Below are 26,401 nucleotides of genomic sequence, written 5' to 3'. Positions count from 1 at the left end.
ATCGTGAATGAAATCACGGGGTGGACTCTAGCATGGGCGTCCCCACGGGGACCTGCGCCTGCCGCGCTTCTCGTCCGTCCCACCACTGCACGGTATGCAGGGGCGTTTGCCACTGAGCTGGACAATCGCTGCGGGAGTGGCTGCCGCGCGATTCTGAGCGCTCCAGGGCTGCCCGCAGCAGCAGTTCTCCCAGCAGGGCGAGGTTGGCTGCTTCCAGCGCGGCGGGGTCGGGTTGGACGGCAGGGGCTAGGCCCCAGCCCTCCAAGGCCGCCCTGAGTTCGGTGCCGTGCCGCTGCACCCCGGCGGCGGCCCCCAGGCGCTCCCGCAAGGCGGGCACTCCGGCCCAGTGTGCCCCCGGAGCCGGACTGGGGTCGCCCTCGGCGAGGGCCAGGACGCTCTCGGCCAGCGCGGTTCGCGCGGCTCTGGCTCCAAACACCAGTCCCTCGGAAAGACTGTTGCTCGCGAGGCGGTTGGCTCCGTGAAGGCCGCTGGAGGCTACCTCGCCCGCCGCATACAGGCCGGGCAGGGTGCTGCGGCCCTGCACGTCCGTCTGCACTCCCCCCACCGTGTAGTGCACGGCGGGCTGCACCGGGATGAGGTCCCGGCCCAGCTCAAGTCCCAGCGGGCGCAGCGTAGCGGCGACGGTGGGAAAGCGCCGCGCGGCCCACTCGGCCCCCAGGGGCCGCAAGTCCAGGTCGACGCGGCCCGTTGCGGCGATTTCGGCGGCGATGGCCCGCGCCACCACGTCGCGGGGGGCCAGTTCCAGCGCTGAATCGTACCGAGCCATAAAGCGTTCGCCGCGGGCGTTCAGGAGCTGCGCGCCCTCTCCCCGCGCCGCTTCGGTCACCAGGTAGGCCCTCTTTCCGGCCACCACCGCCGTTGGATGAAACTGCACGAACTCCAAGTCGCGCAGCGCTGCCCCCGCACGGTAGGCCAGGGCCAAGCCGTCCCCCGTTCCCTCCGGCGGGGCCGTGGTCACCGGATAGAGCTGCCCAAAGCCCCCAGTGGCCAGCAGCACGCCCCCCCTCGCCCGCACCCGCAGCGGTCCCTCAGGGGTCACGAAGTCCGCGCCGACGACCCGGCCCCCCGCCAGGCGCAGATTGCGGGCAAAGGCCCGCGTCTTGATGTGCAGGCCCCGTCCTTCCCAAGCGTGGAGGGCACGGCTGAGCGCGCAGCTGATGGCGTCGCCGGTCGCGTCCCCGGTGTGGCGAATGCGCGGGCGGCGGTGCCCTCCTTCCAGGGCGCCCTGCGGGTCAAAAGCCACGCCGAGGTCCACCAATGCTTCCACCGCTGCCCGCGCTTCCCGCACAAAGACGTCCACGGCCTGCGGCTCGCACAGGCCCCGCCCGGCTCGCTGCGTGTCGAGGGCGTGGTTTGCCTCGTCACCGGGGTCGAGGGGTGCGGCGATGCCCCCCTGTGCCCAGCGGGTCGCGCCCCCTCGCAGGGACGTCTTGCAGGCCAGCACCACATTCGCGCCCTCGCGGCAGGCGGTGAGGGCCGCGTACGCCCCGGCAACGCCACCCCCGATGACCAGCAGGTCAGTGTCCAGTCTCACGGCGTGCAGGGTAATGGACGAGGCTCCTGCCTCACCCCGTGCTTGTACACTGCCCCCATGCTCCGTCTCCTCCTCGCCGCCACCGGAGTGCTCCTCCTCGCGCTGCTCGCGCTCGCGCTGGTGTGGCTGGCCGGACAGCTTCTGGTGGGCCTGGGGGCTTTTGTGGTGGGCACCGCCCAGGTGTTGTGGCGGCTGCTGGGCTTTCTGGCGTCTGCGGGCTTTTTTGGCGGCCTGGCCTACTTTGTGGCGAGCGCGTGGCGGCCCTCGCGCTCGTGAGGGGCCGCGTCCGGTTCGGCAGCCACAGTTGCTCAGCCACAGTTGCTTTCGTCAAACCCGGTACACTGAGCGCTTGTGACGCGCTGAGGCAAAAGAGGTGCCCCGGCGCTGTCCCTCCGGAGGCTTCTTGAGTTACTGGCGCACCCAGATCAAACCGCTGCTGGACGCGGAAACCGGCACCCTCTTCAAGCAGGCGCCCATCCGCGTCACCCTGGCGTTTCCCAACCGCTATTCGGTGGGGATGGCTTCTCTCGGCTATCAGGTCATCTACCGGATGTTCAACCAGGAAGAGGGCGTCGCCTGCGAGCGGGCCTTTCTCCCCGACGACGTGGAGGCCTTCGAGCGGAGCGGACAGGCCCTGCCGACCGTCGAATCGGGCCGGGACGCGGGCGACTGCGAGCTGTTCGCCCTGAGCGTGTCCTTTGAACTCGACCTCACCAACATCATCCGCACGCTCGACCTCGCGGGGATGCCCCCGCTGCGGGAAGAACGCAGCGACACTGACCCCATCGTGATGGTGGGCGGCCCTTTCACGTCGTCCAATCCGTATCCGCTGACGCCCTTTGCCGACGTCATCGTGATTGGGGACGGCGAACAAATCGTGCCCGTAGTCAGTGAGGCCCTGCGCGAATCCGCGACCCGCGAGGAGTTCTACGACCTCATCGACGGGATGCCCGGCATCTTTCTCCCGGCGCGGCACGTGCACGAGCCGACCTGGGCGACCGCGCCCAAAGAACTCTTGCCCGCCTACTCACAAATCGTGACGCCGCACTCGGAGCTGTCCAATATGTTCCTGGTCGAAGCGCAGCGCGGTTGCCCCCGCCCCTGCACCTTCTGCCTCGCCCGGACGATGTACGGCCCCAACCGCAACAACCAGGCGCAGGAACTGCTGGACACCATCCCTGGCTGGGTGGAAAAGGTCGGGCTGGTGGGGGCGGCCCTCTCGGACTTCCCGCACACCAAATATGTGGGCCGGGTGCTCACCGAGCGGGGCATCAAGCTGGGCGTGTCCTCCATCCGTGCGGACACCGTCGACGAGGAACTCGCCGCCATCCTCAAGGCGGGCGGCTTGCGGACTTTCACGGTGGCCTCGGACGCGCCCTCCGAGAGGTTGCGCCGCTGGCTGAAAAAGGGCATCACGACCGAAGACCTCCTGAAGACCGCCCACATCAGCCGCAACCTGGGCTTTGTGGGCATCAAGGTCTACATGATGATTGGCCTCGGCCCCGAAACCGACGACGACATCACCGAACTCATCGAGTTCACCAAGGAGCTGGCGGGCATCAACCGGGTCGCCCTGGGCATCAGCCCCTTCGTGCCCAAGCGCCACACGCCGCACTTCGCGGACCCCTTTGCCGGGGTGCAGACCATCGAAAAGCGCCTGAGGCGCATCCAAAAGGAGCTGCGGACCACCGCCGAACTGCGCAACGTGTCCGCGAAGTGGGCCTGGGTCGAGTCGGTGATTGCGCGGGGCGGCCCCGAAGTGGGGATGGCTGCCTACCGCATCTACAAAAACGAGAGCATCGGGGCCTGGAAAAAGGCCCTCGACGAGGTGGGCTGGCGCGACGCCTTCGAGGCCAACGCGCCCGCCCTGCACCTCCCCCCCGGCCAGTACGAGGCCCGTGAGGTCAGCGCCCACGCCCAGGGCTTGGCGGTCTAACGGCCCCTTTTCCTCTGCCCCAGGGCTTTATTCCGCTCGGCCCTCGCGCGGCTCGGCCAGTGGGGTCAGCGGCGCGGTCTCGGTAGGCCCTGCCGCTGAACGATGCGCCAAGCGCAAGCGGCGGTCGAGCAGCGGCGCGATTTGGGCGTCGAAGCGGGCCAGGACGGGGCCTGCCAGCGCCGTGAGCAGGACGTACACCGCCGCGAGTGGCCCCAGGGTGGGGGAGAGGCCTAGCCCCAGCCCCGCGATGAGGATGCTGAACTCGCCCCGCGGAATCAGGGTGGCCCCCGCCCGCACCCGCCCCCGCGTTTGCACGCCCACGCGCGCCGCCCCGTACCAGCCCGTGTAGAACTTGGTCAGGCTGGTGACCACCGCGAGCGCCGCCGCCGGAAGCAGCACGTCCGGCACGCTGCTCAGGTCCAGCCGCAGCCCGAAAAACACGAAAAAGACCGCCGCGAACAGGTCCCGCAGCGGCTCCACGAGCTGCCGGGTGCGGTCGGCCACCTCGCCCGACAGGGCGATGCCCACCAAAAAAGCCCCAATCGCCGCCGACACTTTGAGCAGGTCGGCGGCCCCCGCGACCACCAGCACCAGCCCGAAGACACTGAGCAGCAGCGCCTCATTGCTCTGCACGTTGACCACCCGGCTCAGGACGTGCCCGTACCGCAGCGCCAGAAAAAAGGCCAGCGCAAAGGCCGCGAGCGCGACCAGCAGGTTGACGCCCACCGCCACAAGCGTGCCGCCAATCAGCAGGGCGGCCATCACCGGGAGATAGACGGCCATCGCCACGTCCTCCAGCACGCACACCGCGAGCACCACGGGCGTCTCGCGGTTGCCCAGCCGTCCGAGGTCAGAAAGGACCTTGGAGACGATGCCACTGGAACTCAGGTAGGTCACGCCCCCCAGGAGGGCCGCCGCGAGGGGCGAAAAACCCAGCCACAGCCCTGCGAGCAGCCCCGGCGTGAAGTTCAGCGCGAGGTCGAGCAGCCCCACCCGGCGGTTGGCCGCGAGGTTGCCGCGCAGTTCCTCGCTGGTGTACTCCAGCCCCAGCGTAAACAGCAGCAGCACCGCGCCGATTTCTGCCCCGATGTGGATGAACTCTTCGGGGGCGTCGCCGAGGTGCAAAAAAGCCCCCAGCCCGATGCCCGCGAGCAGATACAGCGGAATGGGCGTGATGCCCAGCCGCCCGGCGGCCCGCCCCACAAACGCCAGCGCGAGGATGACCCCGCCAAGTTCGAGAAACAGCTCAGCGAGGGACATGGGGCGGCCTCGCGGGTGGGGGTGGGGGGGCCAGAGCGGTCATTCGCCCCCGCTCAGGAGTCGGGCGGCCTGCACCACCCCGCCCGGCGTGCCCACGACGACCGCCGTATCGCCCCCCCGCAGCGGAAATTCGGGGCCAGGGGCCGGAATCGCCTGCCCGTCCCGAATCAGCGCCACGATGCTCGCGCCCGTGCGGGTGCGCATCATGGTGTCGCCCAGCGGGTGCCCGGCGTAGGGACTGCTGTCGGGCACGGGCAGCCAGTCCATCGCCAGGCCCTCGATGTCCTGCGGCAGCCGCGACACGTGCCGGGTGATGGTCGACCCGCCCAGCAGGTCGGCGACCGCCTCAGCCTCTTCCTCGCTCAGGACAATGCTCTGGGCACAGGCGTCGGGGTCATCGCGGCGGGAGACAAAAATCTCGCGCCGCCCGTCGCGGTGGGTAATCACGCCCACCCGTTTGCCGTAGCGCCCATCAAAGTCGTGTCGCACGCCCACGCCAGGAAGGGGCGTCTCGTCGAGTCGAATCATGGTTCCAGGATAGGCTTCTCCCGCAGTCGGCAGCGCGGGGACGCCACCTTTGCGGCATACTTCAGCTCGGAGTCTTCGGCCTTGCCTCAGCCCACCTACTTGCGTTCCATCTGCACAGTGCCTCTCGCTCCTGGAGCTAATCCCGCTGACCCTCAGCTCTGGGAACGGGTATTCGTTGGCTGGAGGTTTTCACCCGTTCATGAAGCGGACGGTTCGCCGTCGCCCGCAGTCGAGCGGGCGCTGCGGCTGGTCGTGGCCCGCGACCGAGAAGAGGTGCGGGCTGGGGTCTTGATCTATGCCACCTGGCCGCAATCAGAAGAGGTATTGCCCGCCCTGGTGAATACCCTCGATGGAGGCCGGTTCGTCACCGTGCGGGTGTTTGGGTCGCGCCTGGCAGAAGTTCAGGCCAAGACGGAAGCGATCACGGCCCGTATGCTAGAAGAACGGGCGTTTCAGTTTTTGCCGGGAACCCACGTGTCGCTGGCCATCAGTGTGGACGGGGTGCGGGTAGACCTGACCGGCGGGCGTGTGCAGGGAGGCGCAGGCGGAACCCTCCGCCACTTTTATGAGTCGAACAAGTACCCCCTCAACCTGACTCTGGCGGTGCTGGTGCTCACTGTGCTGGTGGTGCTGCTGGTCACCCCGCTCGGTCCCTATACCCCGGTAGGTAAAGCGTATGGCCTGGCCGAACGTGTCCTATCGGCGGTCTTGCTCAACACCCTGCTACTCGGTTCGCAGTTTCTGTTTTTTGTGCGTCACCGCCCCGTGATTGCCTGGGAGTGACGGACAGCACCCCTTACACTACCCTCATGGCGACCCTGGAAATCGACTGCCCGGTGTGCGCGGAGGTGCTGGAACTCACCGAAGAGGACCGCGCCGAGCTGCGCCCCGGCGACGTGATTGTCTGCGACTCCTGCCACGCCGAGATGGAGGTCACCCGCAACGGCGGCGGTGAGGACTTCGAACTCGAACTGCTGGGCATCCTGACCGTGTGCCCGGCCTGCGGCGAAGAGTTCGACGTGACCGAAGACCTGCTTGCCGCCGCGCCCACCCTGGAAGGCCCCGGCGACGTCAGCGTTAGCGTCGTGACCTGCCCCCACTGCCGCGCCCGCATCGAGCTGGAGTTCGAGGACGATGACCCCGGCGGCGCACCTGCCTCCCCCTCCTAACTCCACTCCCTCGCCTGGGGCGGCCCCGCTGGGCCGTCCCGCTTTTTTTCTTGGCCCGCCTCGCCAAAAGTGCAGCCCTTCTTACTATCCTAAAGTCCAAACAGTTCCAAGCTTCGAAGCATGACAGACCCGACTCAGGCCAATGCGCCCCCCCCGTCTGGCGACGCCGCGCGGCTGACCCAGGCCCTGCGCGAGCTGCACCGCCGCATCGGGGCGGGGGTGCTGCGCAGCATGCAGGGCGGCCTGCAAGACCACGACCTCACCTTTGCCCAGATGATGGCCCTGCACGGGCTGCGGGCCGGAGCGCCCCTCACTGTGAGTGCGCTTGCTGCGCAGACCCGCCTGAGCCTCCCTGCGACCAGCCACCTCGTGGAGCGGCTGGTGCGCCGGGGGCTGGCCGAGCGGCGCGAGAACCCGGACAACCGCCGCGAAAAGCTCGTCGCGCCCACCCCGGCGGGGCTGGCGGTGGTGTCGCGCATGGACACGCGGTTCGTGGAGGCCTACGCCGGCGCTTTTCGTTCCGTGCCCCCACCTGTGCTCCGCGCCGCCGCCGACGCCGTGCAAGCGCTGGTCGCTGACCTTCCTCTCCCCAGCAGCGAGGACCCCTCATGACCTCACCCCCTTCGGCAGCCCGCATCAACTACGCCCAAACCCTCGACCTGCGCACCAAGCGCGTGATTCTCTTTGGCGTTCTGCTGGGCCTCTTCCTGAGTGCCCTCGACCAAACCATCGTCTCCACGGCGCTACCGCGCATCGTGGCAGACCTCCATGGCCTCGACCTCTATTCCTGGGTCACCACCGCCTACCTGCTCACGAACACGGCCCTGGTGCCCATCTACGGCAAACTCTCGGACCTGTACGGGCGCAAACCCGTCTTGATGTTCGGCATCGTGGTGTTTCTCATCGGCTCGGCGCTGTGCGGCCTCGCCGGGGAACCCTTCTTGGGGAACCTCTTTGGCGGCGGCATGATGCAGCTCGTGGTGTTCCGGGGCCTGCAAGGGGTTGGCGCGGCGGCCCTGGGGTCGGTCGCCTTTGCAATCATCGCGGACCTCTTCGAGCCAGCCGACCGCCCGCGCTATCAGGGCCTGTTCGGAGCCGTCTTCGGCCTCAGCAGTGTGATTGGGCCGCTCCTGGGCGGCTTCCTGACCGACCAAATCTCCTGGCGCTGGGTCTTTTACGTCAACCTGCCCCTGGGTCTTCTGGCGCTCGCCTTCATCGCCAGTCGGATGCCCCGCCTCGCCAGCGGCTTGCAGGCGAAGGTGGACTGGCTGGGGGCCTTGCTCATCTTGCTGTTCGCTGTGCCGCTGCTGCTGGCGCTGACCTGGGGGGCCAACGGCACCTACGCCTGGAGCAGCCCGACGCTGCTGGGGCTGCTGGGCCTCAGCGCCGCCGCCCTCCTCTTGTTCCTGGGGGCCGAGCGCCGCCACGAGAGTCCCATTCTGCCCCTGAGCCTGTTTCGCAACCCCACGTTCGCTTGGGGTGCCCTCGCCCGCTTCCTGATTGGGGCGGCTTTTCTGGGGGCCATCCTCTTCCTGAGCCTCTACCTGATTAACGTGCAGGGGGTCAGCGCTACCGCCGCCGGGACCGCCACCATTCCGCTCACGGTGGGGCTGATTATCGGGGCCATCGGGTCGGGCCAGCTTGCCAGCCGCCTAGGGCGTTACAAGGTGCTGATGCTCATCGGGCTGATGACCGCCGCGCTGGGCTTTTTCGCCCTCAGCACCCTGAGCGCCGACACCCCCTACAGCGGCGTGGTCCTGCGGATGGTGCTGCTGGGCCTGGGCCTTGGCCCCGCGCTGCCGCTGTACACGACCGCCCTGCAACTGTCGGTCAAGCCCTGGGAAATCGGTGTGGCCACCAGCGCCGGACAGTTCTTTCAGCAGATGGGAAGCACCATCGGCACTGCCATCTTTGGGGCATTGCTGACGGCGGGCCTCACGACCCAGTTTACGGCGAGTTTCGAGCGGGCCAAGGCAGGGCAGCCCCCCGCCGTCCAGGCCATCTTGACCCAAAACGAGCGGGCGGTCGCGGCCCGCTCTGGCGGCGGCTTCGGGGAGGGCGCTGGCCCGAACCCCGCTGGGCAGGACCCCGCCGCCGCCTTTGCCGAGCTGCGCCGCCAGGTCGAAGCGGCGGTCGCCAGCGGCAATGCCGCCGCGCTGGGCCAAATCGCGCAGAACCCAGCGCTGCCGCAGGGCTTCCGCGAGGGCCTCAGCCGCCTGCCCGCGCAGGCCCTCGCGACGCCGGAGGGCCGCGCCGGGGTTCAGCAGACCCTGGAAGAGCAGTTCCGTGCCTACGAGGTCGCAGCCGAGCGGACCGCCCGCGCCGTGAAGGAAGCCTTTGCCGGAGCCATCGCCAACATCTACCGCTGGAGCATCGGCGTCGTCGTGCTCGCTCTGCTGGCCACCGCCATGATGCCCAACCTCCCCCTGCCCCAGCGCCGCCGCGGTGGGGAAGACCAGCCCGCCCCCGTGCCCGCCGAGCTGTAGCCGGGAGCGCAGCTTTCGGTGCCTGAGACGGACTTCGCTGGACTCACCAGCAAAGTCCGTCTCAAGACAGGTGCTGCCCCTCCCAGATGAGGTCGCGCAGCACCCAGCCGCTGCCCGGAAAGCGCAGGCCCGCCCGCAGCTCGGCGAGCAGGTAAGCCCGCAGGTCGCTCACCGCGTGCCCCAAGTCGGTCAGGTCGCCCAGGGTTCGCTCGCCGTCGAGGACGTCCGCAATCGCCGAGGTGCCCAGGCGCCGGGTGCCCGCCAGCAGGCGCAGGCTGAACCACGCGAAGCGCCCGGTGGGGACGAGCTGCCCGGCTTCTACGGCGGCGGCGGCTTCCTGGGCGACCTCGAAGAGAGGGCGTCCGGTGTGGCGGGCGACCGTCCGCACGCTCGCCCCCTCCTCGCCGCCGTAGTGGGGCCGCTCGCCCCGCAAGACCCGGCTGGGGCTGCCGATGACCGCGCAGACCTGCGCCCACTCATCCGAGGCCCGCGCCCAGTCGGTGGTGAAGTGCTCGTAGGGGGCCAGGGGGGTTCCCTCCACCACCCGCGGCGCAAACTCAAAGCGGCCCTCGCCCGGCAGCAGCGGCGCGGCCTGAATCGCGTCGGTGCCCAGCCAGTCGAGAATGCCGCCCCCCACAATCTCACCGCCCGCAAAGGCCACCGTGAAGGGTACGTCGCTTTTGACGTCCAGCACGCCCGTCTGCCGAGTGGTGTGCACCAGTTCCAAAATCCCCAACAGGGGCAGGTCGGAGAGAAGTCCCTGCATGTGTGAGGCTCAGGTTAACACTGGCCGCCGCGCCCGCCCGTCAGGTCCAGCCAGGCCCCCCCCAAATGGGCGGAAACGTCGGTCGCGGTGAGGCCGTAGCCGTGCTGCGCTGCGGCCCGCTCGCCCGCGCGGGCATGCAGCCGCACCCCGGCGAGCGCGGCGGCGGGGGCGCTCAGGCCCTGGCCCAGCAGCGCCGCCACCACTCCCGCGAGCGTGTCCCCCATGCCCGCGCTTGCCATGCCGGGATGTCCGCCCCGGCTCACCCACAGGCCGCCGGGGTGGGCCAGCACGCTGGGGCCGCCCTTGAGGATGACTGCGCCGCCAAAGCGCTCCTGCAAGGTCTGGGCCACCCCCAGGGGATCACGGGTCACCTCGCCGGTCCCCACCCCCAGCAGCCGCGCCGCCTCGCCGGGGTGCGGGGTCCAGACGCAGCGGCCATGCCCGGCCCCGGCCAGCTCCGGTTGCAGGGCGTCCGCGTCGAGCACGGTGGGCAGGCCCCACGCGAGCACCATCCGCGCCAGCGCCGTCGCCCCCGGCCCCAAGCCCATGCCCAGGGCGAGGGCGTCCGGGCGCGGCCCCTCCCCGACCTGCGCCAGCCACTCGGCCAGGTCGGCGTGGCGGCGCACCATCAGCTCTGGCGTGACGAGGGGCACGTCGGCTTCCGAATGCACGGTCACCCGCCCCGCCCCGGCCCGCAGCGCCCCCAGCCCCGCGAGCGCGGCGGCCCCCACCATCCCCGCCGAGCCGCCCACAATCCACACGTCCCCGGCGCTGCCCTTGTGCGCGTCGGCTCGCCGCACCGGGAGGAGGCCCGCGACCGCCGCGTCGTCCGGGCGGACCGCCCGCGCCGCCCCCGCCGCCCACCCCGGCGGCAACGTCAGCGGGAAGGGCCGCACTTCGCCCGCCCGCGCCGCCGCTTCTCCAAACAGCAGCGCGGGCTTGAGACCAGCGGGCGCGAGCGTCACGTCGGCCTGCACGCTCTCGCCGGGCGGGATCGCCGAAGCCGCGTCCAGCCCGGAGGGGAGGTCGATGGCAAGGACCCGCACTCCCCCGGCCCGCGCCGCGTTCACTGCCGCCACGACCGCCGCCAGCTCCGCCCGCAGCGGCGGCTGAAAGCCCGTGCCCAGCAGGCCGTCAACCAAGGCTGCCGCCCCCTGCGCCTCCCGCGCTACGGCCTGTGGCGTGAGGTCCCCCACCGTCACCCCAAAGGCCGCGAGCCGCTCCCGATGACGCTCGGTGAGGGGGTGCCGGGACGCGGCGGCCAGCACCCGCACCTCGCCCCCCCCGCCCGCCAGAAACCGCGCCGCAACGAGCGCGTCCCCGCCGTTCGCCCCACCCCCCGCGAGGAGCAGGACCGGGCCGCCCCCGGCCAGCTCCGCCGCCGCCGCCGCGACCGCCCGCCCGACCTCTTCCATCGCGGGGCCGAGCAGGTCCGCGGCCTCCAGCTGGGCGTCCAGGGCAGCGACCCCTGCGGGCAGGAAGACCAGCTCTCCGGTCACGGGCCTAGCCCCCGAAGCCGCGCAAGAGGCCAAAGAGCAGCAGCGCCCCACCTCCTAGCAGGCCCCAGCGCACCCAGCCCGCGCCCGCCGCGCCGCCCCCCAGCCGCGCTACGGCGCGCGCTTCTTCGCGGCCCTCGCGCCCCGCCACGCGCAGGCTCAGGCGCTGTGCCCGGCGAAGGGACGCCACCGACTCGGCGAGCCGCCCTTGCCGCCGCAGCGCCACGCCGAGGTTGTGGTGCGCTCCGTCATAGTCGGGCTGCAGGCGAATGGCTTCCCGGTAGCGAGCTTCGGCTTCGGCAGGCCGCCCCTCCTCGAGGTCGAGGTTGCCCAGGTTGGTCAGGGCGCGGTAGTGCCCCGCGTCATGCGCGAGGGCCGCGCCAAACTGCCGCCGGGCTTCTTCGCCCTCGCCGCGCAGGGCGTGCAGCACCCCCAGGGCATTCAGGGCCTCGGCGCGGGTGAGCGGGTGCGCCAGCGCCGGGGCAAGCTGCGCGGCGAGGACCGCCGGGTCCGTCTCTGCCTCGTGGCCCTGCCGCTGCTGCTCCAGCGCCCCCAGCGCGGCGTCGAGGCCCCCCACGTCGACCAGCCCGCGCAACCGCGCCGCTTCTCCCGGCGACGTGCTGTCTTCCAGCCGAGCCTGTAAGCCCCCCAGGGCACGCCGCGCCCGCACCAGCCGCCGCGCCCGCACGTGCTCCTGCACCCCGCAGGTGGCCTCCAGCAGGGCCGCGACCTCGCCCTCTCCGGACAGCCGCGCCGCCGCCAGCGCCCGCCGCCACTCGCCCGCGCGGGCAAAGGTCCGCCAGTCGGGGGGGGAGGAATGGGCCGTATCCGGCAGCTCGGCGGCACTCATGGCCGGAGTATACTGACCCGCCCGGCACGCGGCCCCCCCATGACCGACCCCACTGCCCTCCCCACCGACCCGCCCCTGTACTCGCCCGCCCGCGTGCGCGAGTTGCTCGCCCGGCATGGGCTAAAACCAACCAAAAGCCTGGGCCAGAACTTCCTGATTGACGGCAACATCCTGCGGGCCATTGCCGAGGCGGGCGGGGCCGCGCCGGGCGTGCCCGTGCTGGAGGTTGGCCCCGGCCTCGGCGTCCTCACCCGCGAGGTCGCGGAGCGCGGCGCACAGGTCACGGCGTTGGAAAAAGACGAGCGGTTGCGGCCCGTCCTCGCCGAGACGCTCGCCGGACTGGGCGTGCAGGTCGTCTGGGGCGACGCCCTCGACTTCGACTACGGCTCGCTGCCCCCCGGCACCCGCGTGATTGCCAACCTGCCCTACTACATCACCGGGGTGCTGCTCTCGCGCTTTATGGCGGCTCCGGCCATCCTCTCCGCGACCGTGCTCGTGCAAAAGGAGGTCGGTCAGCGCCTCGCCGCGCACCCTGGAGAGGACAACTACGGCTTCCTGAGTGCGCTCGCCGCTCTGCACGGCACCGTGCACCACGTCCGCGATGTGCCCAAGGGGGCTTTTTTCCCCGCTCCTGACGTCACGAGCAGTGTCATCCGCCTCGACTTCGACCGCGAGCGCCCCGCCCCCCCGCCCGCCTTCCTGACCTTCGTGGAAGCGGCCCTGCACCACCGCCGCAAGACCCTACGCAACAACCTGCGGCTGGCGGGCTACGCGGCCCCCGACATCGACGTGGCCCTGGAGGCCGCCGGACTGCGCCCCGACGTGCGGGCCGAGGACGTGCCCCTCGATACCCTGCGGGCCGCCGCGACCGCCCTGGGCGTGATACGGTAAGGCCGCGTTTCACACGCTGGCTTTTCCCGCTCGTCCCGCTGCCGTCGCCTCAGGCTTGTTCTCGGCAGCGGCAGCGTCTGGGCGGGGCCGCCGTGAAACGCCCGGAGGTTTTTGCCCGTGAAGTTTTATGTCATTGGTGACGTGACCGTCGATCACCTCTACCATCTCGACCATTTGCCTGCTCCCGGCGAGGAGGTCGTCCCCACCCGCGCCACCATGCAGCCGGGCGGGGCGGGCGGCACCATCAGCGTGACCCTGGCCCGCCTCGGCCACAGCGTGACCCTCGCCGCCCGCGTGGGCCAAGACCCCTTTGCCGAATACGCCCTGGCGAGCGTGCGCGAAAGCGGCGTCTCGCCAAGCGCCATCCAGCGCGACCCTGAACACCTCACCAGCACCATCACGGTCATGCAGACCCGCCAGGGCCAGCGGGCCATGATTAGCCACGGGGCCGCCAACCGCCAGCTCGACCCTGCCAAGCTCAAGAAAAAGGACATCGAGGGTGCAGACGCCCTGATTGTGAGCGCCTATAGCCTCACCGAAGGGCCGCAGCGCGAGTACACCCTGCGGGCCATCGACATCGCCCGGAACGCCAAACAGCCCGTGCCCGTCTTTATCGACCTCGGCACCGGGGCCGTGAACAAGGTGGGCACCGACCTGATCGAGAACGTGATTGGGGCCGATTACCTCACCCTCAATCAGCACGAACTTCTCGCCCTCACCGAGACCACCAGCATCAGCGCGGCGCTCGCGCAGCTTGGCGAGGCCGGGGCGCAGCGGGTGATCGTCAAGGTCGGCAAGATGGGCAGCATCGTCTGGACGCCCACCGAAACCGAACTCGTGGACGCCGTGCGCCCGCAGGGACCGGTCGTCGACTCGACGGGCGCGGGGGACACCTTCACCGCCGCCTTTGCCCACGCGGTCCTCACCGGGCAGTCTCTGCGCGAGGCCGCCCGCACCGCCAACGCCGCCGGAGCGCTTGCCGCCACCCGCGTGGGGGCGCAGGCCCTGCCCATCACCCCTGCCGACCTCGCAGAGGCGCTCGCCCGCTAACCCCCCCCGCTGCCGGGAGGCTCCCTGCCCGCTCTGGGCAGGGGCCTTTTTTCTGTTTCCTTTCTGTTTTCTGGGCGGGGCCGTTTGTTAGGCTGGCGTATGAACGCCGACTTGCCCCTCACCCGGCAGCTCCATGCTGGGGCGGTGGCGCGGGGTCTGCGGGACTGCACGGCGCCCCTCCCCGCTCTTCCCGAAGCCTTCGCCCTCGTGCGCGATATGCCCTATGCCCGCACGAGCGACCACGACCCCGTCACCGCCCTACGCGAGTGGCGCGGCACGTGCAGCACCAAGCACGTCCTCTTGAAGGCGCTCCTCGCCGAGCGGGGCCTGCGCAGCACGCTGATGGCCTGCACCCAGGAGATAACCCCCCCGCCCGGTGCCCCGCCCGAACTGCTGGCCCTCGCCGCTGGACGTCCGGTGGTGGATATTCACAACTACCTCGTGGTCCACGCCCCCCAGGGAGACATGCTGGTGGACGCGACCTGGCCGCTGACCGCTGCCCCTGCGGGGTTGCCCGTCAATCCAGAGTGGCGCTGGGGCGAGTCACAGCGCCTGGCCTGCACCCCGCTGGAGAGCTGGCCCGTGCCGGAGGGCGTCAGCGTGGCCGCGTTCAAAGACCGTCTGCTGCGCGAGCGCTTCTCTGCCGCAGAGCTGGAGCGCCGCGACGCCTTTATTCGGGCGGTGGGGCAGCTCTTTTTGGCTGGGGAAGCCGCCTCGCCGCCCTCCTCCTCAGGCAGTTCGTACTAGCCTGTCTCCCGTGACCCCTCAACCGGAATCCCCCACCGTTCGCCGCCCGGTCTACGCCCGCCGGGGCATGGTGGCCACCAGCCAGCCCCTCGCCGCGGGAGTGGGCCTCAGCCTGCTGGAGCGCGGCGGCAACGCGGTCGACGCCGCCATCGGCACCGCTGCCGCCCTCACGGTCGTGGAACCCACCAGCAATGGCCTGGGCGGGGACCTGTTCGCGCTGGTGTGGATGGAGGGTGACCTCCACGGCCTGAACGCCAGCGGCGCGGCCCCCGCCGCCCTGACCCTGGACGCCCTCGCCGAGCGCCACGGCGGCGAGCTGCCCCGCCACGGCTGGACCCCCGTCACCGTGCCCGGCGGGGTGCGCGGCTGGGCCGACCTGCACGCCCGCTTTGGCCGCCTGCCCTTCGCGGACGTGCTCGCCCCCGCCGCCGCGCTCGCGCGGGAAGGCTACCCCCTCTCGCCCGTCCTCGCCGCGAACTGGGCGCGGGCCATCTCCATCTACCGCCGCCTGAACCTTCCCATCATGGAGGAATGGTTTCGCGTCTTCGCCCCGGAAGGCTTTACCCCCGCCCCCAGTGCCCTGTGGCGCAGCGAGGCGCACGCCCGCACCCTGGAGCTGATTGGGGCGACGGGCGGCGCGGCCTTTTACGAGGGCGAACTCGCCGAGCGGCTGGACGCCCATGCCCAGGCCACCGGCGGCCTGCTGCGCGGCCATGACCTCGCCGCCCACCGCTCGGAGTGGGTCACGCCCATCTCTGCGGACTACGAGGGGCACCGCGTCTATGAACTGCCGCCCAACGGCCAAGGCATCGCCGCCCTGATTGCCCTGAACGTCCTGAACGGGATGGACCTGCCCGCTCAACGCGACGACCCCGCCGGGTTGCACCTCCAAATCGAGGCGATGAAGCGCGGGTTCGCGGATGCCCACGCCTTCGTGGCCGACCCCCGGCACGTCCCGGTGGACGTGGAGCGCTTGCTGAGTGCGGACAATGCGGCGGCCCACCGCGCCCACATCGGGGACACCGCCCACGACCCCTCCACCCCCGCGCCGAGTGCGGGCGGCACCGTCTACCTCGCCGCCGCCGACGCCGACGGCGGCATGGTCAGCCTGATTCAAAGCAACTACATGGGCTTCGGCTCCGGCGTGGTCGTGCCCGGCACGGGCATCGCCCTGCACAACCGCGGCCACAACTTCAGCCTCCAGCCGGGGCACCCTAACCTGCTGGCCCCCGGCAAGCGGCCCTATCACACCATCATCCCCGGTTTCCTGGGGCGCGTAGGCGGCACCCCGGTCGGTCCCTTCGGCGTGATGGGCGGCTTCATGCAGCCGCAGGGGCACCTGCAAGTCATCCTGAACACCGTCCGCTACGGCATGAATCCCCAGCAGGCCCTCGACGCCCCGCGCTGGCAGTGGCTCCAGGGCCGCGCGGTGGAGGTCGAACCCGAACTCGGCGCGGGGGTGGCCCGCGCCCTCCTCGCACGGGGCCACGACCTGCGGGTGCAACTTGACCCCGGCTCCTTCGGACGCGGCCAAATCATCTGGCGCAACCCGCAAACCGGGGTGCTGGAGGGCGGCACCGAGAGCCGGACGGACGGGCATATCGCGGTGTGGTAAGAGGAGGGGAGGGGATGCCCCTTTTCCCCCGTCTACCCCCCCACGTACGCCTCGCTCAGCGCCCACAGCCGCGCCGCCGCCGCGTCGTCGCGGCCCTGGGGCGCTTCCTTCGCCACCCGCTCCTGGCTGAAATAGCGCCCGCTCACGAGCAGGGAGGGGTCAGCCGCGAGGCGGATGCTCGTCTGCGCCCCCTCCTGCGGCGTGATGCCGAAGCGGTCTATCAGCCCCCACACCCGGTCGACGAGGCCGCCGTTGTTGTGCGCGAAGCCCGTCCGCACCAGCCCCGGATGCAGGCTGTTGCTCAGCAGCCCCGGCTCGCGGCGGGCGAGTTCGCGGGCAAACAGCACATTGGCGAGCTTGCTCTGAGCGTAGGCGGCCCAGCCCCGGTAGCCCCGGCGAAACTCCGGGTCGTCCCAGCGCATCCGCCCCTGCGCGTGCGCTGCCGACGACACCGTGACCACCCGCCCATGTCTGGACTCGCGCAGCAGCGGCAGCAGCTCCCTGGTGAGCAAGAAGGGCGCGAGGTGGTTCAAGGCCCACGTCATCTCCACGCCCTCCCGCGTCTCTTGCCGCTCGGCGTAAAAGGCCCCCGCGTTGTTCACGAGCACGTCCAGCCGCTCCCCGCGCTCGCGGAACTCGGCGGCCAGGCGGCGCACCCCGCGCATCTCCGACAGGTCGGCCACGAGGTGCCCCGCCGCGCCAACCTCCCGCGCCGCGTCCGCCGTCTTCTGAGCGTTTCGCCCCACCACCCACACCCGCGCCCCCAGCCGCGCCAGCTCTCGCGCCGTCTCCTTGCCGATGCCGCCGGTCGCGCCCGTCACCAGCACCGTCCTACCGCTCAGGTTAAAGTTCATGCGGCCCAGCATAGAGAGCCGCCCGGCCCCGGCACAGCGTCTGGGAAGACAACAGGGCAAAAAAGGTCGGGCCGACCCCAAGAGAAGTCGGCCACGTCCGGCACCCCGGCGAGCTTCACCCGGCTCGCCTTTCTAGGTTGTGCTGATAGGCCCAGCATACCGGGCCTGTGTCACAGGGATGTCACGCACGGGGCGCAGCCTCCTGCGGGTTCCGTTTGTTTCATGAACAAACCGGAAGGGCACCGATTTGTTCATCCCACTCCCGGAACCCGTTTTCTCCTTCTCGCTTCGCTCGAATGAAAGGTTTAGCCGTAAACCTTTCATTCGGAGTCCCTCAAATCACCTCGCGGAACGCCACGCTCTGCGAGCGGCTCTGCAACTCCGAGCGCAGGTAGCCCAGCCGGGGATGCTCCAGCCGCGGGTCATGGGCGAGGATGTGTTTCGCCAGCGCCCGCGCCTGCTCGATGACCTCCACGTCGCTCGCGAGGTCGCCCAGCCGCAGGTCAGGAATCCCGCTTTGCCGGGTGCCACGCAGCTCGCCGGGGCCGCGCAGTTTGAGGTCCGCTTCGGCGATGACAAAGCCGTCGGTGCTCCCCTCGATGATCTTGAGCCGTTGCCGCGTCTTCTGGGAGTGCTCGCCCGCGATGAGGATGCAGTAGCTCTGGGCACTCCCGCGCCCCACCCGGCCCCGGAGCTGGTGCAGCTGCGCCAGCCCGAAGCGCTCGGCATTCTCAATCACCATCACGCTGGCGTTGGGCACGTCCACGCCCACCTCAATCACGGTCGTGGACACCAGCACGTCGAACTCGCGGGCGCGGAAGCGGTCCATCACGTGTTCCTTTTCCGCCGCCGTCATCTTCCCGTGCAGCAGGTCAATCCGGGCTTCCGGCAGCATCACCCGCAGGTCATCCGCGAGCTGGGTGGCCGCGAGCAGCTCCAGGTTCTCATTTTCCTCGATGAGGGCCGTGACCACAAACGCCTGCCGCCCTTCCCGAATCTGCCGCATCACGAAGCCGTAGGCCTGCGCCCGGTGGGTGTCTTGAATCAGCTTCGTCTCGACCGGGGTGCGGCCCGGCGGCAGCTCATCGATGACCGAGAGTTCGAGGTCGCCGTACGCGGTGAGGGCCAGGCTGCGCGGAATCGGCGTGGCCGACATCACCAGCACGTCGGGCCGCCCGGCGAGGAGCTTGCGCCGCTGCATCACCCCAAAGCGGTGTTCCTCGTCCACGACCGCGAGGCCCAGGTTGTCAAAGCGCACATTCTCCTGAATGAGGGCCTGGGTGCCCACCACCACGTCCACGTCGCCCTCGGCAATGCGCGTTTGCATCTCCAGCTTCGCCTTAGGCGTCATCGCCCCCACGAGCAGGCCCACCCGCACGTCGAGCTTGCCCAGGTACCCCAACAGGTTGGCATAGTGCTGCCGCGCCAGAATCTCGGTCGGGGCCATCAGCGCCCCCTGGTACCCGTCGCGCACCGCCAGGTAGAGGGCACACGCCGCCACCGCCGTCTTGCCGCTGCCCACGTCGCCCTGCACCAGCCGGGCCATCTGCCGCTCGCTGCGCATGTCGTCCGTAATCTCCAGCAGCACTCGCCGCTGCGCGTTCGTGAACGAAAAGGGCAGCGCCGCCTCGAAGCGGGCGATGTCCTCCGAGGTCGCCTGAAAGCGCTTGCCCAGCAGTACGGCGTCCTCACCCTGAAGCAGCATCCGCAACTCCAGAAAGAGGTATTCGTCAAAGCGCAAGCGGTGCAGCCCGCGCTCCAGGTGCGCCTCGTCGCGGGGGAAGTGGATGCCCCACAGCGCGTCGGCCAGGTCGGTCAGCCCGCGCTCGCGCCGCCAGTGGGCCGGAAGGTAATCGTCCAGCGGGGCGGCCTGCAACGCCCGGAACGCCGAACGCCGCAGGAACTCCTGGCTGATGCCGTCCTTGGAGTCGTACACCCCGACAATCCGCCCGGTGCTCAGGCTCCCCTTGGCGTCCTCCATCGTCTCCAGGTGCTCGACGCCGAGCTGCACGCTCCGGCCAAACTTCTTGACCCGCCCGGTCAGGACCAGCCGCGCCCCCTCCCGCAGGTGCCGCTCGACCCACGGCTGGTTAAACCACGACGCCCGCACCCGCCCGCCCGCAGGCGTCTCCAGGGTCACGTCCAGAATCAGCAGGTTCGGCCTCGGCTTGCGGCGGCTCTTGCTCACGACCGTGCCCTCGACCGTGACCTTTTGCCCCTCCTCGACGTCCGCGAGGTCCGGCAGCGCCCGGCGGTCCTCGTGCCGGTGCGGGTAGGCGTGCAGCACGTCCCGCACAGTGTGCAGCCCCAGCGAGGTGAGCTTGCGGGCACCCCCCGGCCCGGTGTCCAGCCGCGACACCTCAGCGTCCAGCGGCAGCCGCTCGCCGGGAACCGCCGCTGGGGGAGCCTGCCGGGAGGGGGCGGGGCGCGGGGCCGCCCTCTTCCCCTCCGCGCCGTCCAGCAGCGCGAGCGCCCGCCCCAGCGCCTCGGCCCGTGCCCCCGCGTCCAGCCCCGCGTACCCCCGCAGCGCCTCGCGCACCCCCGGAAACGGCCCGGCCAGCGGCGAGGCCAGCAGCCGCTCGACCCCGCCCGCGACCACCCGGTCCGCGCACCCCGACGCCAGCTCGGCGGCGAGGGGGCGGCGCAACTTCTCCCTCAACTCCGTCACCGTCGCCATCTGGGGGGCAGGCTAACAGAGGCCGGGGGGGAGCCGCTCGCCCCAGGTTACCCTCCGCGCTACAGCCGCAGCGCCAGCGCCACCGCCTCCAGCAGCCCGCCCGCGTCCACGTGCCCGACGTGCCAGCGTCCCGCCGCCCGCGCTTCGGCGTCCGCGTTGCCCATCGCCACCCCATGCCCGACCACCCGCATCGCCGTCACGTCGTTGTGCCCGTCGCCCACCATCATCACCCGCGAGAGCGGCACTCCGTACGCCTCCGCCACCCGCCTCACTGCGCTGCCCTTGCTCACGCCCGCCCGCGTCACCGACACGAACAGCGTGTCCGGCATCGCCGGGCTGCCCGCCGGGTGCAGGTCGAGGCCCTCATGCGGCTCGGCCACCACCTCCGCCCCCTGCGCGTGCGGCACCACCCACTGCGCCCGCACCCGCGTGCCCGTCAGCTCGTCGGGCGACCGGACCTCATACGGCACCCCCAAGAGGGCCGCGTGCCGCCGCGCCAGCTCCCCCGGCACCGTGATGCCGTACTCCCGGTCGGTGTAGACCTCCAGCAGCCGCCCGGTCTCCTGCGCCCGCGCCAGGAGCCGCGCGAGGCCCTCTTTCGGCAGCCCCTCGCTCAGGCTCTCGCCGCTCCCCACGTTGACCACCGACGCCCCGTTCTGAAAGACGTGCCAGCCGTCCGGGTCGAGCCGCCGGGCGTACTCCAGCGCGTGCCCGAACGCGGGCCGCCCACTGCACAGCGCCACCCGCATCCCCCGCGCCCGCGCCCCCGCCAGGGCCGCCCACACGTCCTCCCGCACCCGGTTGTCCGAGCCGACCAGGGTTCCGTCTACATCCACGCACAGCAACTGGAGCATCCGGGCAGTGTAATGCCGCCTCCGATGGAAGGGTTGACTTGTCAACCTTTCCATCGAGCGAAGCGAATAGGAGAAAAACGGATTCCGGGAGTGGAGTGAACACATCGGTGCCCTTCCGATTTGTTCACGCAACAGACGGAATCCGCAGAAGCGCTAGGCGGGTGCCCATTCCCCCTCGCGCTCCAGCACGGCGCGGCCCCCCACCCGCACTTCCCCTACCCGCTCGCCCGCCATGACGACCTCCACCTCCACCTCGCCGGGGGTGCCCAGGCTGTGGCCCTGGTACACCACCCCGCTCGCCCGGCCCGCCCGCAGCGGGAGCGCCCCTTCCCCTGCCAGCAGCGCGAACAGCGCCCCGCCCGCGCTCCCCGTCACCGGGTCTTCGGGAATCCCCACCGCCGGGGCGAAGTCCCGCGCCGCGAATCTCCCCACCCCGACGGGCGCGTACGCGTAGACGCTGCTGACCCCCAGCGCGTCCGACAGCCGGTGCAACTCGTGCAGGTCCGGCTCCATCCCGTCGAGCACCAGCCGGTCAATGACGGGCACAAACACGCTCCACAGCCCCGTGCTCGCGCAGGCCAGGGGCAGCCCCCGGTGAATCATGCGCTCGTCGATGCCCAGGGCGGCGGCCAGTTCGCGGCGCTTCTCCCGCCCCACCGGGCGCGTCTGCGGCGCGCGCTGGGTCATCCACACCCGGCATTCTCCGGCGGCGTCCTGCGCCAGCCGCAGCGGCACCCGCCCCACCAGCGTCTCCAGCACGAGGGCCTCGCCCGCCCAGCGCCCCTCCTGCGCCAGCCGCAGCCCCAGCGCCACGGTCGCGTGGCCGCAAAAGTCGATCTCCTGCGTCGGCGTGAAGTACCGCACCCGCGCCGTGCCGTCCCCCCAGCGGGTCACAAACACCGTCTCCGGCACCCCCAAAAAGGCCGCCAGCGCCTGCATCTGCCCCTCGCTCAGGCCCCCCGCGTCCAGCACCACCCCCGCCCGATTGCCCGCGCCAGGCGTTCCCGTAAAGGCGCTTATCTCGCAGTACGCGACCATGAGGGCACTCTAGCGCAGCCCCCTAACATGACAGGACAAACCTTTCACGACCAGACTTATCGTGAATACTTTCACTTACATGCCCTAGTAAAAGGCCGGGGGAGAAGCCCGGCCCGCCGCTCTCAGGGGGTCATGCGCGTGAGCATCCTGGGGAAGGGAATCGCCTCGCGGATGTGGTCAATCCCGGTAATCCAGGCGATGACCCGCTCCAGGCCCATGCCGAAGCCCGCGTGCGGCACGCTGCCGTATCTGCGCAGGTCGAGGTACCAGTCAAAGGCCGCGAGGGGCAGCCCCTCGTGCTCGATGCGGCTTTTCAGGAGGTCGTAGTCGTGGATGCGCTGCGAGCCGCCGATAATCTCGCCGTAGCCCTCCGGCGCGATCATGTCGTCACACAGGGCCAGCCGCTCGTCTTCGGGGTCGGGCTGCATGTAAAAGGCTTTAATGGCCGCCGGATAGCGCTCGACCATCACCGGGCGGTCAAAGTGATGGCCCAGAATCGTCTCGTGCGGGGCACCGAGGTCGTCGCCCCATTCCACCGGCTGCACGTCGGCGGGGACATTGGGCGGCAGGTCGCCTTCCTCGATGTGCCGCCGGATAATCTCCAGCGCCTCGGTGTACGTGACGCGGGGATAGTTCCCTGAAGCCGCCCCCGCGAGCTTGGAGACGTCGCGGCCCAGCAGTTCCAGCTCCGCGGGGCACTCCTCCAGCACCCGCCGCACGATGGAGCTGACCAGCCGCTCTTGCAGGGCCATGTTCTCCTCGTGGGTGCTGGGCGCGACTTCCGGCTCGACCATCCAGAACTCCAGCAGGTGCCGCCGCGTCTTGGACTTCTCGGCGCGGAAGGTCGGCCCGAAGGTGTACACCTTGCCGAACGCCATCGCCCCCGCCTCGGCGTGCAGTTGCCCCGTCTGCGAGAGGTACGCCTTTTCCTCGCCGAACAGGTCAATCTCAAACAGCTCGGTCGTGCCCTCGGCGGCGTTCGGCGTGAAGAAGGGCGCATCGAAGCGCACGAAGCCCTCGCCGTGAAAGAAGTCCACTATCGCCCGCTGCACGCTGTCGCGCACGCGCAGCACTGCCCAAGGCCGCCGGTGCCGCAGCCACAGGTGCCGCTGGTCGAGCAGGAACTCGATGCCGTGCTCCTTGGGCGTGATGGGGTACTCGCCCCGGTTCTCGGAAATCGGGGAGAGGTCCCGCACCGCGAGTTCGACCCCGCCCGGTGCCCGCTCGTCGGCCCGCACCTCGCCCACCAGCGTGAGCGCCTGCTCCTGGGTGAGCCGCTTGGCCGCCTCGAACACCGCTTCGCTCACGTCGTTTTTGAACACGGTCGCCTGCACAAAGCCCGTGCCGTCGCGCAGCTTCAGAAACTGAATCTTACCCTTGCCGCTTTTGTCCGTCAGCCAAGCGCTGAGGGTCACCGTCTCGCCCACATGCTGGCGCAGGTCACGAATGCTGCTCTTCAAAGTCACGAGGGGAAGTATAGGGGCCGCAGCCAGAGCTGCTGAACATGGACCTCCACTTCTGGGACAAATCTTTCACGACCAGATTTATCGTGAATACTTTCACTTATGCCTTCCATGACAAGGGGGAGCCGCGCCCCCCCCTTTCCTTACTCCAGCGCCGAGAGCATCGCCAGCACGTCCTCCACCTTCAGGCTCGCGCCGCCGACAAGCGCCCCGTTGACGTTGGGCTGCGCGCAGATGGCCGCCACGTTGTCCGGCTTGACGCTGCCGCCGTACAGCACCCGCAGGCTGTCCGCGAGGTCGCCGTAGTGCTCGCGCAGGGCACCGCGGATGGCGGCGGCCATCGCTTCGGCGTCCTCGGCGGTGGCCGTCTTGCCCGTGCCGATGGCCCAGACGGGTTCGTAGGCAATCACGACGCGCTCGTCCACCCCGTCCAGGCTGCCGCGCAACTGCGCCAGCGTGTGCTCCACATGTTCGCCGCGTTCGCGCACCTCCAGGCCCTCGCCCACGCAGACGATGGGGGTGAGGCCCTGCGCCTGGGCCTGCCGCGCCTTGGCCGCCACCAGCGCGTCGGTCTCAGCGTGGTCGGTGCGGCGCTCGGAGTGGCCCACGATGACGTAGGTGCACTCGGCGTCGCGCAGCATCGCCGCGCTGATTTCACCCGTGTGCGCTCCCGACTCGTGGGCGCTGACATCCTGAGCGCCGATGTCTACGCCGCCGGGCATGGCTTCCTTCAGCCCGTAGAGGCTGACCGCCGGGGCCATCACCGCCACTTCCACAGTGCCGCGGCGGTACGACCGCGCCAGCTCACGGCCCCAGGCGCGGGCCTCGGTGGGCGTCTTGTTCATCTTCCAGTTCAGGGCGAGAAGCGTCCGCGGACTCATTTCATCGCCTCCACGCCGGGCAGCGGCTGACCTTCGAGGAGTTCCAGGCTGGCCCCACCCCCGGTGCTGATGTGGCTGATGTGCTCGGCACGGCCACTCCGGTTGACCGCGCTCACGGAGTCGCCGCCCCCCACGACGGTGTAGGCCTGCCCCCCCAGGTCCGCGACCGCCGCCGCGACCGCGTTCGTGCCCGCCGCGAACGCCTCAAACTCGAAGACGCCCATCGGGCCGTTCCAGAAGACGGTCTTTGCGCCCCTGAGGGCCTCGGCGTAGGCCCGCCCCGTCTCCGGGCCGATATCCAACCCCATCCAGCCGTCGGGAATCTGGTCGGCGGGGACGACCTGGGTCTGAGCATCGGGGGCGAACTTGTCCGCCGCGACCGCATCGGTCGGGAGGATGAGCTTGTCGCCGAAGCGCTCCAGCAGCCCCCGCGCGTACTCGACCTGGTCGTCTTCGACCAAGCTCGCGCCGACCTGACCACCCCGCGCCTTCAGAAAGGTGAACATCATCCCGCCGCCCACCAGCATGCGGTCGACCTTGGGCAGCAGGTTCTCGATGACCTTGATTTTGTCGCTGACCTTCGCCCCGCCGATGATGACGACGTAGGGCGCTTCCGGATTTTCCGTCAGCCGCGAGAGCGCCTCCACCTCGCGCTGAAGCAGCCGCCCCGCCGCGTGGGGGAGGTGGGCTGCCACTCCGCTCACCGAGGCGTGGGCGCGGTGGGCGCTCCCGAAGGCGTCGAGGACAAAGGCGTCCCCCAGCCGGGCGAGCCGCTCGCCCAGCGCGGGGTCGTTCTTCTCCTCGCCCGCCTCGAAGCGCACGTTCTCCAGCAGGGCCACCTCGCCGGGCCGCAGGCTCTGCACCGCCGCCAGCGTCTCGTCACTGCCGGGCAAGCTGGCGATGAACCGCACGGGCCGCCCCAGCTCCTCCTCCAGCACGGGGGCCACGGGGGCCAGGCTGTACTTCGCTTCCGGGCCATTCTTGGGCCGCCCGAAATGGCTCATCAGAACGAGGCTCGCGCCCCGCTCCAGCAACTCGCGCAGGGTGGTCAGGCTGGCCGTGATGCGGGTGCGGTCTTGCACCACGCCGTCTTTCACGGGCACGTTGTAATCCACCCGCACCAAGACGCGCCTGCCCTGAACATCCAGTCCGTCGAGGGTTTGCATGGTTCCTCCTTGAAGCGGCCAGTCACCAGCGACCAGCTTCTAGCAGCAAGCGGCTGACGGCTGGTCGCTGGAAGCTGGCCGCTAGAGCTTTAAGCGCCCTTCTCCTGCACCAGCTCCACCAGGTCCGCGATGCGGTTGGAGTAGCCCCACTCGTTGTCGTACCACGAGAAGAACTTGACGAGGTTGCCCATCGCCATCGTCAGGCCGCCGTCGATGATGGCAGAGTGCGGGTCGCCGACGATGTCGGAGAGCACGATGGGGTCTTCGGTGTAGGCGATGATGCCCTTGTGGCTGCCTTCGGCGGCCTGCTTGAACACCGCGTTCACCTCGTCGGCGGTGACCTCCCGGCCCAGGATGACCACCACGTCGCTGATGGACCCCGTGGGGGTGGGCACGCGCAGCGAGGTGCCGTCAAACTTGCCTTTGAGCGCGGGGTACACCTGCGAGACAGCCTTGGCCGCACCTGTCGAGGTCGGGATGATGTTCACAGCGGCGGCGCGGGCGCGGCGCAGGTCCTTGTGCGGGAGGTCGAGCACCCGCTGGTCATTGGTGTAGGAGTGCACCGTGGTCATGATGGCCTTTTCGATGCCAAAGGCCTCATCCAGCAGCTTCATGGGCGCGCCCAGCGAGTTGGTCGTGCAGCTCGCGTTGGAGATGATGTGGTGGTTCTGGGGGTCGTACTCCCCCTCGTTGACGCCCAGCACGACAGAGAAGTCTTCCCCCTTGGCGGGTGCGGTAATCAGGACCTTCTTCGCGCCGCCCGCGAGGTGCTTGCTCGCGCCCTCGCGGTCCGTGAAGATGCCCGTGGACTCAATCACGATGTCGACGCCCAGCTCGCCCCACTGGATGTTCGCGGGGTCGCGCTCGGCGAGGGCGTGAATCTTTTTGCCGTTCACCGTCAGGCTCTGGTCGTCGTACTCGACGGTGCCGTCAAACTTTCCGGCGGTCGAGTCGTACTTCAAGAGGGTGGCCAGCGTCTTGTTGTCGGTGAGGTCGTTGATAGCGACGACATCGATGCCCCGCGCCACCAGGATGCGGAAAACCAAGCGCCCGATGCGGCCAAAGCCGTTAATGCCTACTTTCATGCTGCCTCCTCGCAGGTCGGTGGCCCGCCCCTCG

At 70.1% G+C, this 26,401-nt stretch carries 24 protein-coding genes; 10 read left to right on the top strand and 14 right to left on the bottom strand.

The genetic code is table 11. The features are described 5' to 3' along the window. Positions 1–13 precede the first annotated feature (13 nt). Positions 14–1,555: an L-aspartate oxidase gene (locus tag H565_RS15000; protein WP_211232129.1), complete on the bottom strand. Its 1,542-nt coding sequence runs from the start codon at positions 1,553–1,555 to the stop codon at positions 14–16. A 57-nt stretch (positions 1,556–1,612) separates the two neighbouring features. Here H565_RS15000 and H565_RS0109285 point away from each other — a divergent pair, with 57 nt between their 5' ends. Continuing rightward, entirely contained in the window at positions 1,613–1,831 is a 219-nt protein-coding gene (locus H565_RS0109285) for a hypothetical protein (protein WP_027460774.1), read from the top strand. A gap of 127 nt (positions 1,832–1,958) precedes the next feature. After that, positions 1,959–3,491, top strand: a complete 1,533-nt coding sequence (locus H565_RS0109280) for a B12-binding domain-containing radical SAM protein (RefSeq protein WP_027460773.1) — start codon at positions 1,959–1,961, stop codon at positions 3,489–3,491. Between the two features lie 27 nt (positions 3,492–3,518). On the opposite strand, the gene H565_RS14995 is transcribed toward H565_RS0109280, so the two are convergent. Beyond that, positions 3,519–4,751 (bottom strand): cation:proton antiporter, encoded by a 1,233-nt coding sequence (locus H565_RS14995; protein ID WP_034409119.1) that lies wholly within the window; start codon positions 4,749–4,751, stop codon positions 3,519–3,521. Positions 4,752–4,790: 39 nt separating this feature from the next. Beyond that, a complete protein-coding gene (locus H565_RS0109270) occupies positions 4,791–5,279 on the bottom strand; it encodes a cation:proton antiporter regulatory subunit (protein ID WP_027460772.1) in 489 nt (162 codons plus the stop codon). A 117-nt stretch (positions 5,280–5,396) separates the two neighbouring features. Between H565_RS0109270 and H565_RS0109265 the strand changes: the two genes are divergently transcribed. The 4 genes from H565_RS0109265 (at position 5,397) to H565_RS0109250 (ending at position 8,934) form a co-directional block, all read left to right on the top strand. Then, a complete protein-coding gene (locus H565_RS0109265) occupies positions 5,397–6,062 on the top strand; it encodes a hypothetical protein (protein WP_157468979.1) in 666 nt (221 codons plus the stop codon). Between the two features lie 26 nt (positions 6,063–6,088). Beyond that, positions 6,089–6,448, top strand: coding sequence for a hypothetical protein (locus tag H565_RS0109260; protein WP_027460770.1), 360 nt, complete (start codon positions 6,089–6,091; stop codon positions 6,446–6,448). 120 nt (positions 6,449–6,568) lie between these two features. Next, positions 6,569–7,060, top strand: coding sequence for a MarR family winged helix-turn-helix transcriptional regulator (locus tag H565_RS0109255; RefSeq protein ID WP_027460769.1), 492 nt, complete (start codon positions 6,569–6,571; stop codon positions 7,058–7,060). After that, positions 7,057–8,934, top strand: coding sequence for an MDR family MFS transporter (locus H565_RS0109250; RefSeq protein ID WP_027460768.1), 1,878 nt, complete (start codon positions 7,057–7,059; stop codon positions 8,932–8,934). Before H565_RS0109255 ends, H565_RS0109250 begins: the two co-directional genes overlap by 4 nt. Before the next feature lie 61 nt (positions 8,935–8,995). On the opposite strand, the gene H565_RS0109245 is transcribed toward H565_RS0109250, so the two are convergent. The 3 genes from H565_RS0109245 to H565_RS0109235 form a co-directional block, all read right to left on the bottom strand. After that, positions 8,996–9,700 (bottom strand): DUF4388 domain-containing protein, encoded by a 705-nt coding sequence (locus tag H565_RS0109245; RefSeq protein WP_027460767.1) that lies wholly within the window; start codon positions 9,698–9,700, stop codon positions 8,996–8,998. A 14-nt stretch (positions 9,701–9,714) separates the two neighbouring features. Then, a complete protein-coding gene (locus tag H565_RS0109240) occupies positions 9,715–11,115 on the bottom strand; it encodes an NAD(P)H-hydrate dehydratase (protein WP_084542951.1) in 1,401 nt (466 codons plus the stop codon). Between the two features lie 88 nt (positions 11,116–11,203). Continuing rightward, positions 11,204–12,046, bottom strand: coding sequence for a tetratricopeptide repeat protein (locus tag H565_RS0109235; protein WP_034409115.1), 843 nt, complete (start codon positions 12,044–12,046; stop codon positions 11,204–11,206). A 39-nt stretch (positions 12,047–12,085) separates the two neighbouring features. Between H565_RS0109235 and rsmA the strand changes: the two genes are divergently transcribed. The 4 genes from rsmA to H565_RS0109215 all read left to right on the top strand — a co-directional run bounded on the left by rsmA (position 12,086) and on the right by H565_RS0109215 (position 16,349). Continuing rightward, positions 12,086–12,937 carry a 16S rRNA (adenine(1518)-N(6)/adenine(1519)-N(6))-dimethyltransferase RsmA gene (gene rsmA, locus H565_RS0109230; RefSeq protein WP_027460764.1) on the top strand — a complete coding sequence of 284 codons (852 nt, stop codon included), beginning with the start codon at positions 12,086–12,088 and terminating at the stop codon, positions 12,935–12,937. Between the two features lie 117 nt (positions 12,938–13,054). After that, positions 13,055–13,987: a carbohydrate kinase family protein gene (locus tag H565_RS0109225; RefSeq protein ID WP_027460763.1), complete on the top strand. Its 933-nt coding sequence runs from the start codon at positions 13,055–13,057 to the stop codon at positions 13,985–13,987. A gap of 99 nt (positions 13,988–14,086) precedes the next feature. Further along, a complete protein-coding gene (locus tag H565_RS0109220; RefSeq protein ID WP_027460762.1) occupies positions 14,087–14,734 on the top strand; it encodes a hypothetical protein in 648 nt (215 codons plus the stop codon). 67 nt (positions 14,735–14,801) lie between these two features. Then, a complete protein-coding gene (locus tag H565_RS0109215; RefSeq protein WP_084542950.1) occupies positions 14,802–16,349 on the top strand; it encodes a gamma-glutamyltransferase family protein in 1,548 nt (515 codons plus the stop codon). A 32-nt stretch (positions 16,350–16,381) separates the two neighbouring features. Here the strand turns inward: H565_RS0109215 and H565_RS0109210 are convergent, their stop codons facing one another. The 8 genes from H565_RS0109210 to gap form a co-directional block, all read right to left on the bottom strand. Continuing rightward, entirely contained in the window at positions 16,382–17,203 is an 822-nt protein-coding gene (locus tag H565_RS0109210) for an SDR family oxidoreductase (RefSeq protein WP_034409111.1), read from the bottom strand. 334 nt (positions 17,204–17,537) lie between these two features. Then, positions 17,538–19,880 (bottom strand): ATP-dependent DNA helicase RecG, encoded by a 2,343-nt coding sequence (recG, locus tag H565_RS0109205; RefSeq protein WP_027460759.1) that lies wholly within the window; start codon positions 19,878–19,880, stop codon positions 17,538–17,540. Positions 19,881–19,939: 59 nt separating this feature from the next. After that, the gene (locus H565_RS0109200) at positions 19,940–20,734 is read right to left on the bottom strand and encodes a Cof-type HAD-IIB family hydrolase (RefSeq protein WP_027460758.1); all 795 of its coding nucleotides are present in this window, start codon (positions 20,732–20,734) and stop codon (positions 19,940–19,942) included. 153 nt (positions 20,735–20,887) lie between these two features. Continuing rightward, positions 20,888–21,772 carry a PhzF family phenazine biosynthesis isomerase gene (locus H565_RS0109195; protein ID WP_027460757.1) on the bottom strand — a complete coding sequence of 295 codons (885 nt, stop codon included), beginning with the start codon at positions 21,770–21,772 and terminating at the stop codon, positions 20,888–20,890. Between the two features lie 122 nt (positions 21,773–21,894). Continuing rightward, positions 21,895–23,232, bottom strand: a complete 1,338-nt coding sequence (asnS, locus tag H565_RS0109190; protein WP_027460756.1) for an asparagine--tRNA ligase — start codon at positions 23,230–23,232, stop codon at positions 21,895–21,897. Between the two features lie 146 nt (positions 23,233–23,378). Next, the gene (gene tpiA, locus H565_RS0109185) at positions 23,379–24,116 is read right to left on the bottom strand and encodes a triose-phosphate isomerase (RefSeq protein WP_034409108.1); all 738 of its coding nucleotides are present in this window, start codon (positions 24,114–24,116) and stop codon (positions 23,379–23,381) included. After that, on the bottom strand, positions 24,113–25,282 hold the full coding sequence (locus H565_RS0109180) for a phosphoglycerate kinase (protein WP_027460754.1): 1,170 nt from the start codon (positions 25,280–25,282) through the stop codon (positions 24,113–24,115). Before H565_RS0109180 ends, tpiA begins: the two co-directional genes overlap by 4 nt. An 89-nt stretch (positions 25,283–25,371) precedes the next feature. Beyond that, positions 25,372–26,367, bottom strand: coding sequence for a type I glyceraldehyde-3-phosphate dehydrogenase (gene gap, locus H565_RS0109175; RefSeq protein WP_027460753.1), 996 nt, complete (start codon positions 26,365–26,367; stop codon positions 25,372–25,374). Between the last annotated feature and the right edge of the window lie 34 nt (positions 26,368–26,401).

It is taken from the genome of Deinococcus murrayi DSM 11303 (genome assembly GCF_000482805.1).
In the GTDB taxonomy this organism is placed as follows: Bacteria; Deinococcota; Deinococci; order Deinococcales; family Deinococcaceae; genus Deinococcus; species Deinococcus murrayi.
Note: the sequence above shows the minus strand (reverse complement) of the source record. Positions and strands in the feature narration are given on the sequence as shown.

What these genes read in the sequence shown, in the direction of transcription:
- H565_RS0109285 (WP_027460774.1), top strand. Translation starts at nt 1,613, where the DNA reads ATGCTCCGTCTCCTCCTCGCCGCCACCGGAGTGCTCCTCCTCGCGCTG.
- H565_RS14995 (WP_034409119.1), bottom strand. Translation starts at nt 4,751, where the DNA reads ATGTCCCTCGCTGAGCTGTTTCTCGAACTTGGCGGGGTCATCCTCGCG.
- H565_RS0109270 (WP_027460772.1), bottom strand. Translation starts at nt 5,279, where the DNA reads ATGATTCGACTCGACGAGACGCCCCTTCCTGGCGTGGGCGTGCGACAC.
- H565_RS0109260 (WP_027460770.1), top strand. Translation starts at nt 6,089, where the DNA reads ATGGCGACCCTGGAAATCGACTGCCCGGTGTGCGCGGAGGTGCTGGAA.
- H565_RS0109255 (WP_027460769.1), top strand. Translation starts at nt 6,569, where the DNA reads ATGACAGACCCGACTCAGGCCAATGCGCCCCCCCCGTCTGGCGACGCC.
- H565_RS0109250 (WP_027460768.1), top strand. Translation starts at nt 7,057, where the DNA reads ATGACCTCACCCCCTTCGGCAGCCCGCATCAACTACGCCCAAACCCTC.
- H565_RS0109245 (WP_027460767.1), bottom strand. Translation starts at nt 9,700, where the DNA reads ATGCAGGGACTTCTCTCCGACCTGCCCCTGTTGGGGATTTTGGAACTG.
- H565_RS0109240 (WP_084542951.1), bottom strand. Translation starts at nt 11,115, where the DNA reads ATGGAAGAGGTCGGGCGGGCGGTCGCGGCGGCGGCGGCGGAGCTGGCC.
- H565_RS0109235 (WP_034409115.1), bottom strand. Translation starts at nt 12,046, where the DNA reads ATGAGTGCCGCCGAGCTGCCGGATACGGCCCATTCCTCCCCCCCCGAC.
- rsmA (WP_027460764.1), top strand. Translation starts at nt 12,086, where the DNA reads ATGACCGACCCCACTGCCCTCCCCACCGACCCGCCCCTGTACTCGCCC.
- H565_RS0109220 (WP_027460762.1), top strand. Translation starts at nt 14,087, where the DNA reads ATGAACGCCGACTTGCCCCTCACCCGGCAGCTCCATGCTGGGGCGGTG.
- H565_RS0109215 (WP_084542950.1), top strand. Translation starts at nt 14,802, where the DNA reads ATGGTGGCCACCAGCCAGCCCCTCGCCGCGGGAGTGGGCCTCAGCCTG.
- H565_RS0109210 (WP_034409111.1), bottom strand. Translation starts at nt 17,203, where the DNA reads ATGAACTTTAACCTGAGCGGTAGGACGGTGCTGGTGACGGGCGCGACC.
- recG (WP_027460759.1), bottom strand. Translation starts at nt 19,880, where the DNA reads ATGGCGACGGTGACGGAGTTGAGGGAGAAGTTGCGCCGCCCCCTCGCC.
- H565_RS0109200 (WP_027460758.1), bottom strand. Translation starts at nt 20,734, where the DNA reads ATGCTCCAGTTGCTGTGCGTGGATGTAGACGGAACCCTGGTCGGCTCG.
- H565_RS0109195 (WP_027460757.1), bottom strand. Translation starts at nt 21,772, where the DNA reads ATGGTCGCGTACTGCGAGATAAGCGCCTTTACGGGAACGCCTGGCGCG.
- tpiA (WP_034409108.1), bottom strand. Translation starts at nt 24,116, where the DNA reads ATGAGTCCGCGGACGCTTCTCGCCCTGAACTGGAAGATGAACAAGACG.
- H565_RS0109180 (WP_027460754.1), bottom strand. Translation starts at nt 25,282, where the DNA reads ATGCAAACCCTCGACGGACTGGATGTTCAGGGCAGGCGCGTCTTGGTG.
- gap (WP_027460753.1), bottom strand. Translation starts at nt 26,367, where the DNA reads ATGAAAGTAGGCATTAACGGCTTTGGCCGCATCGGGCGCTTGGTTTTC.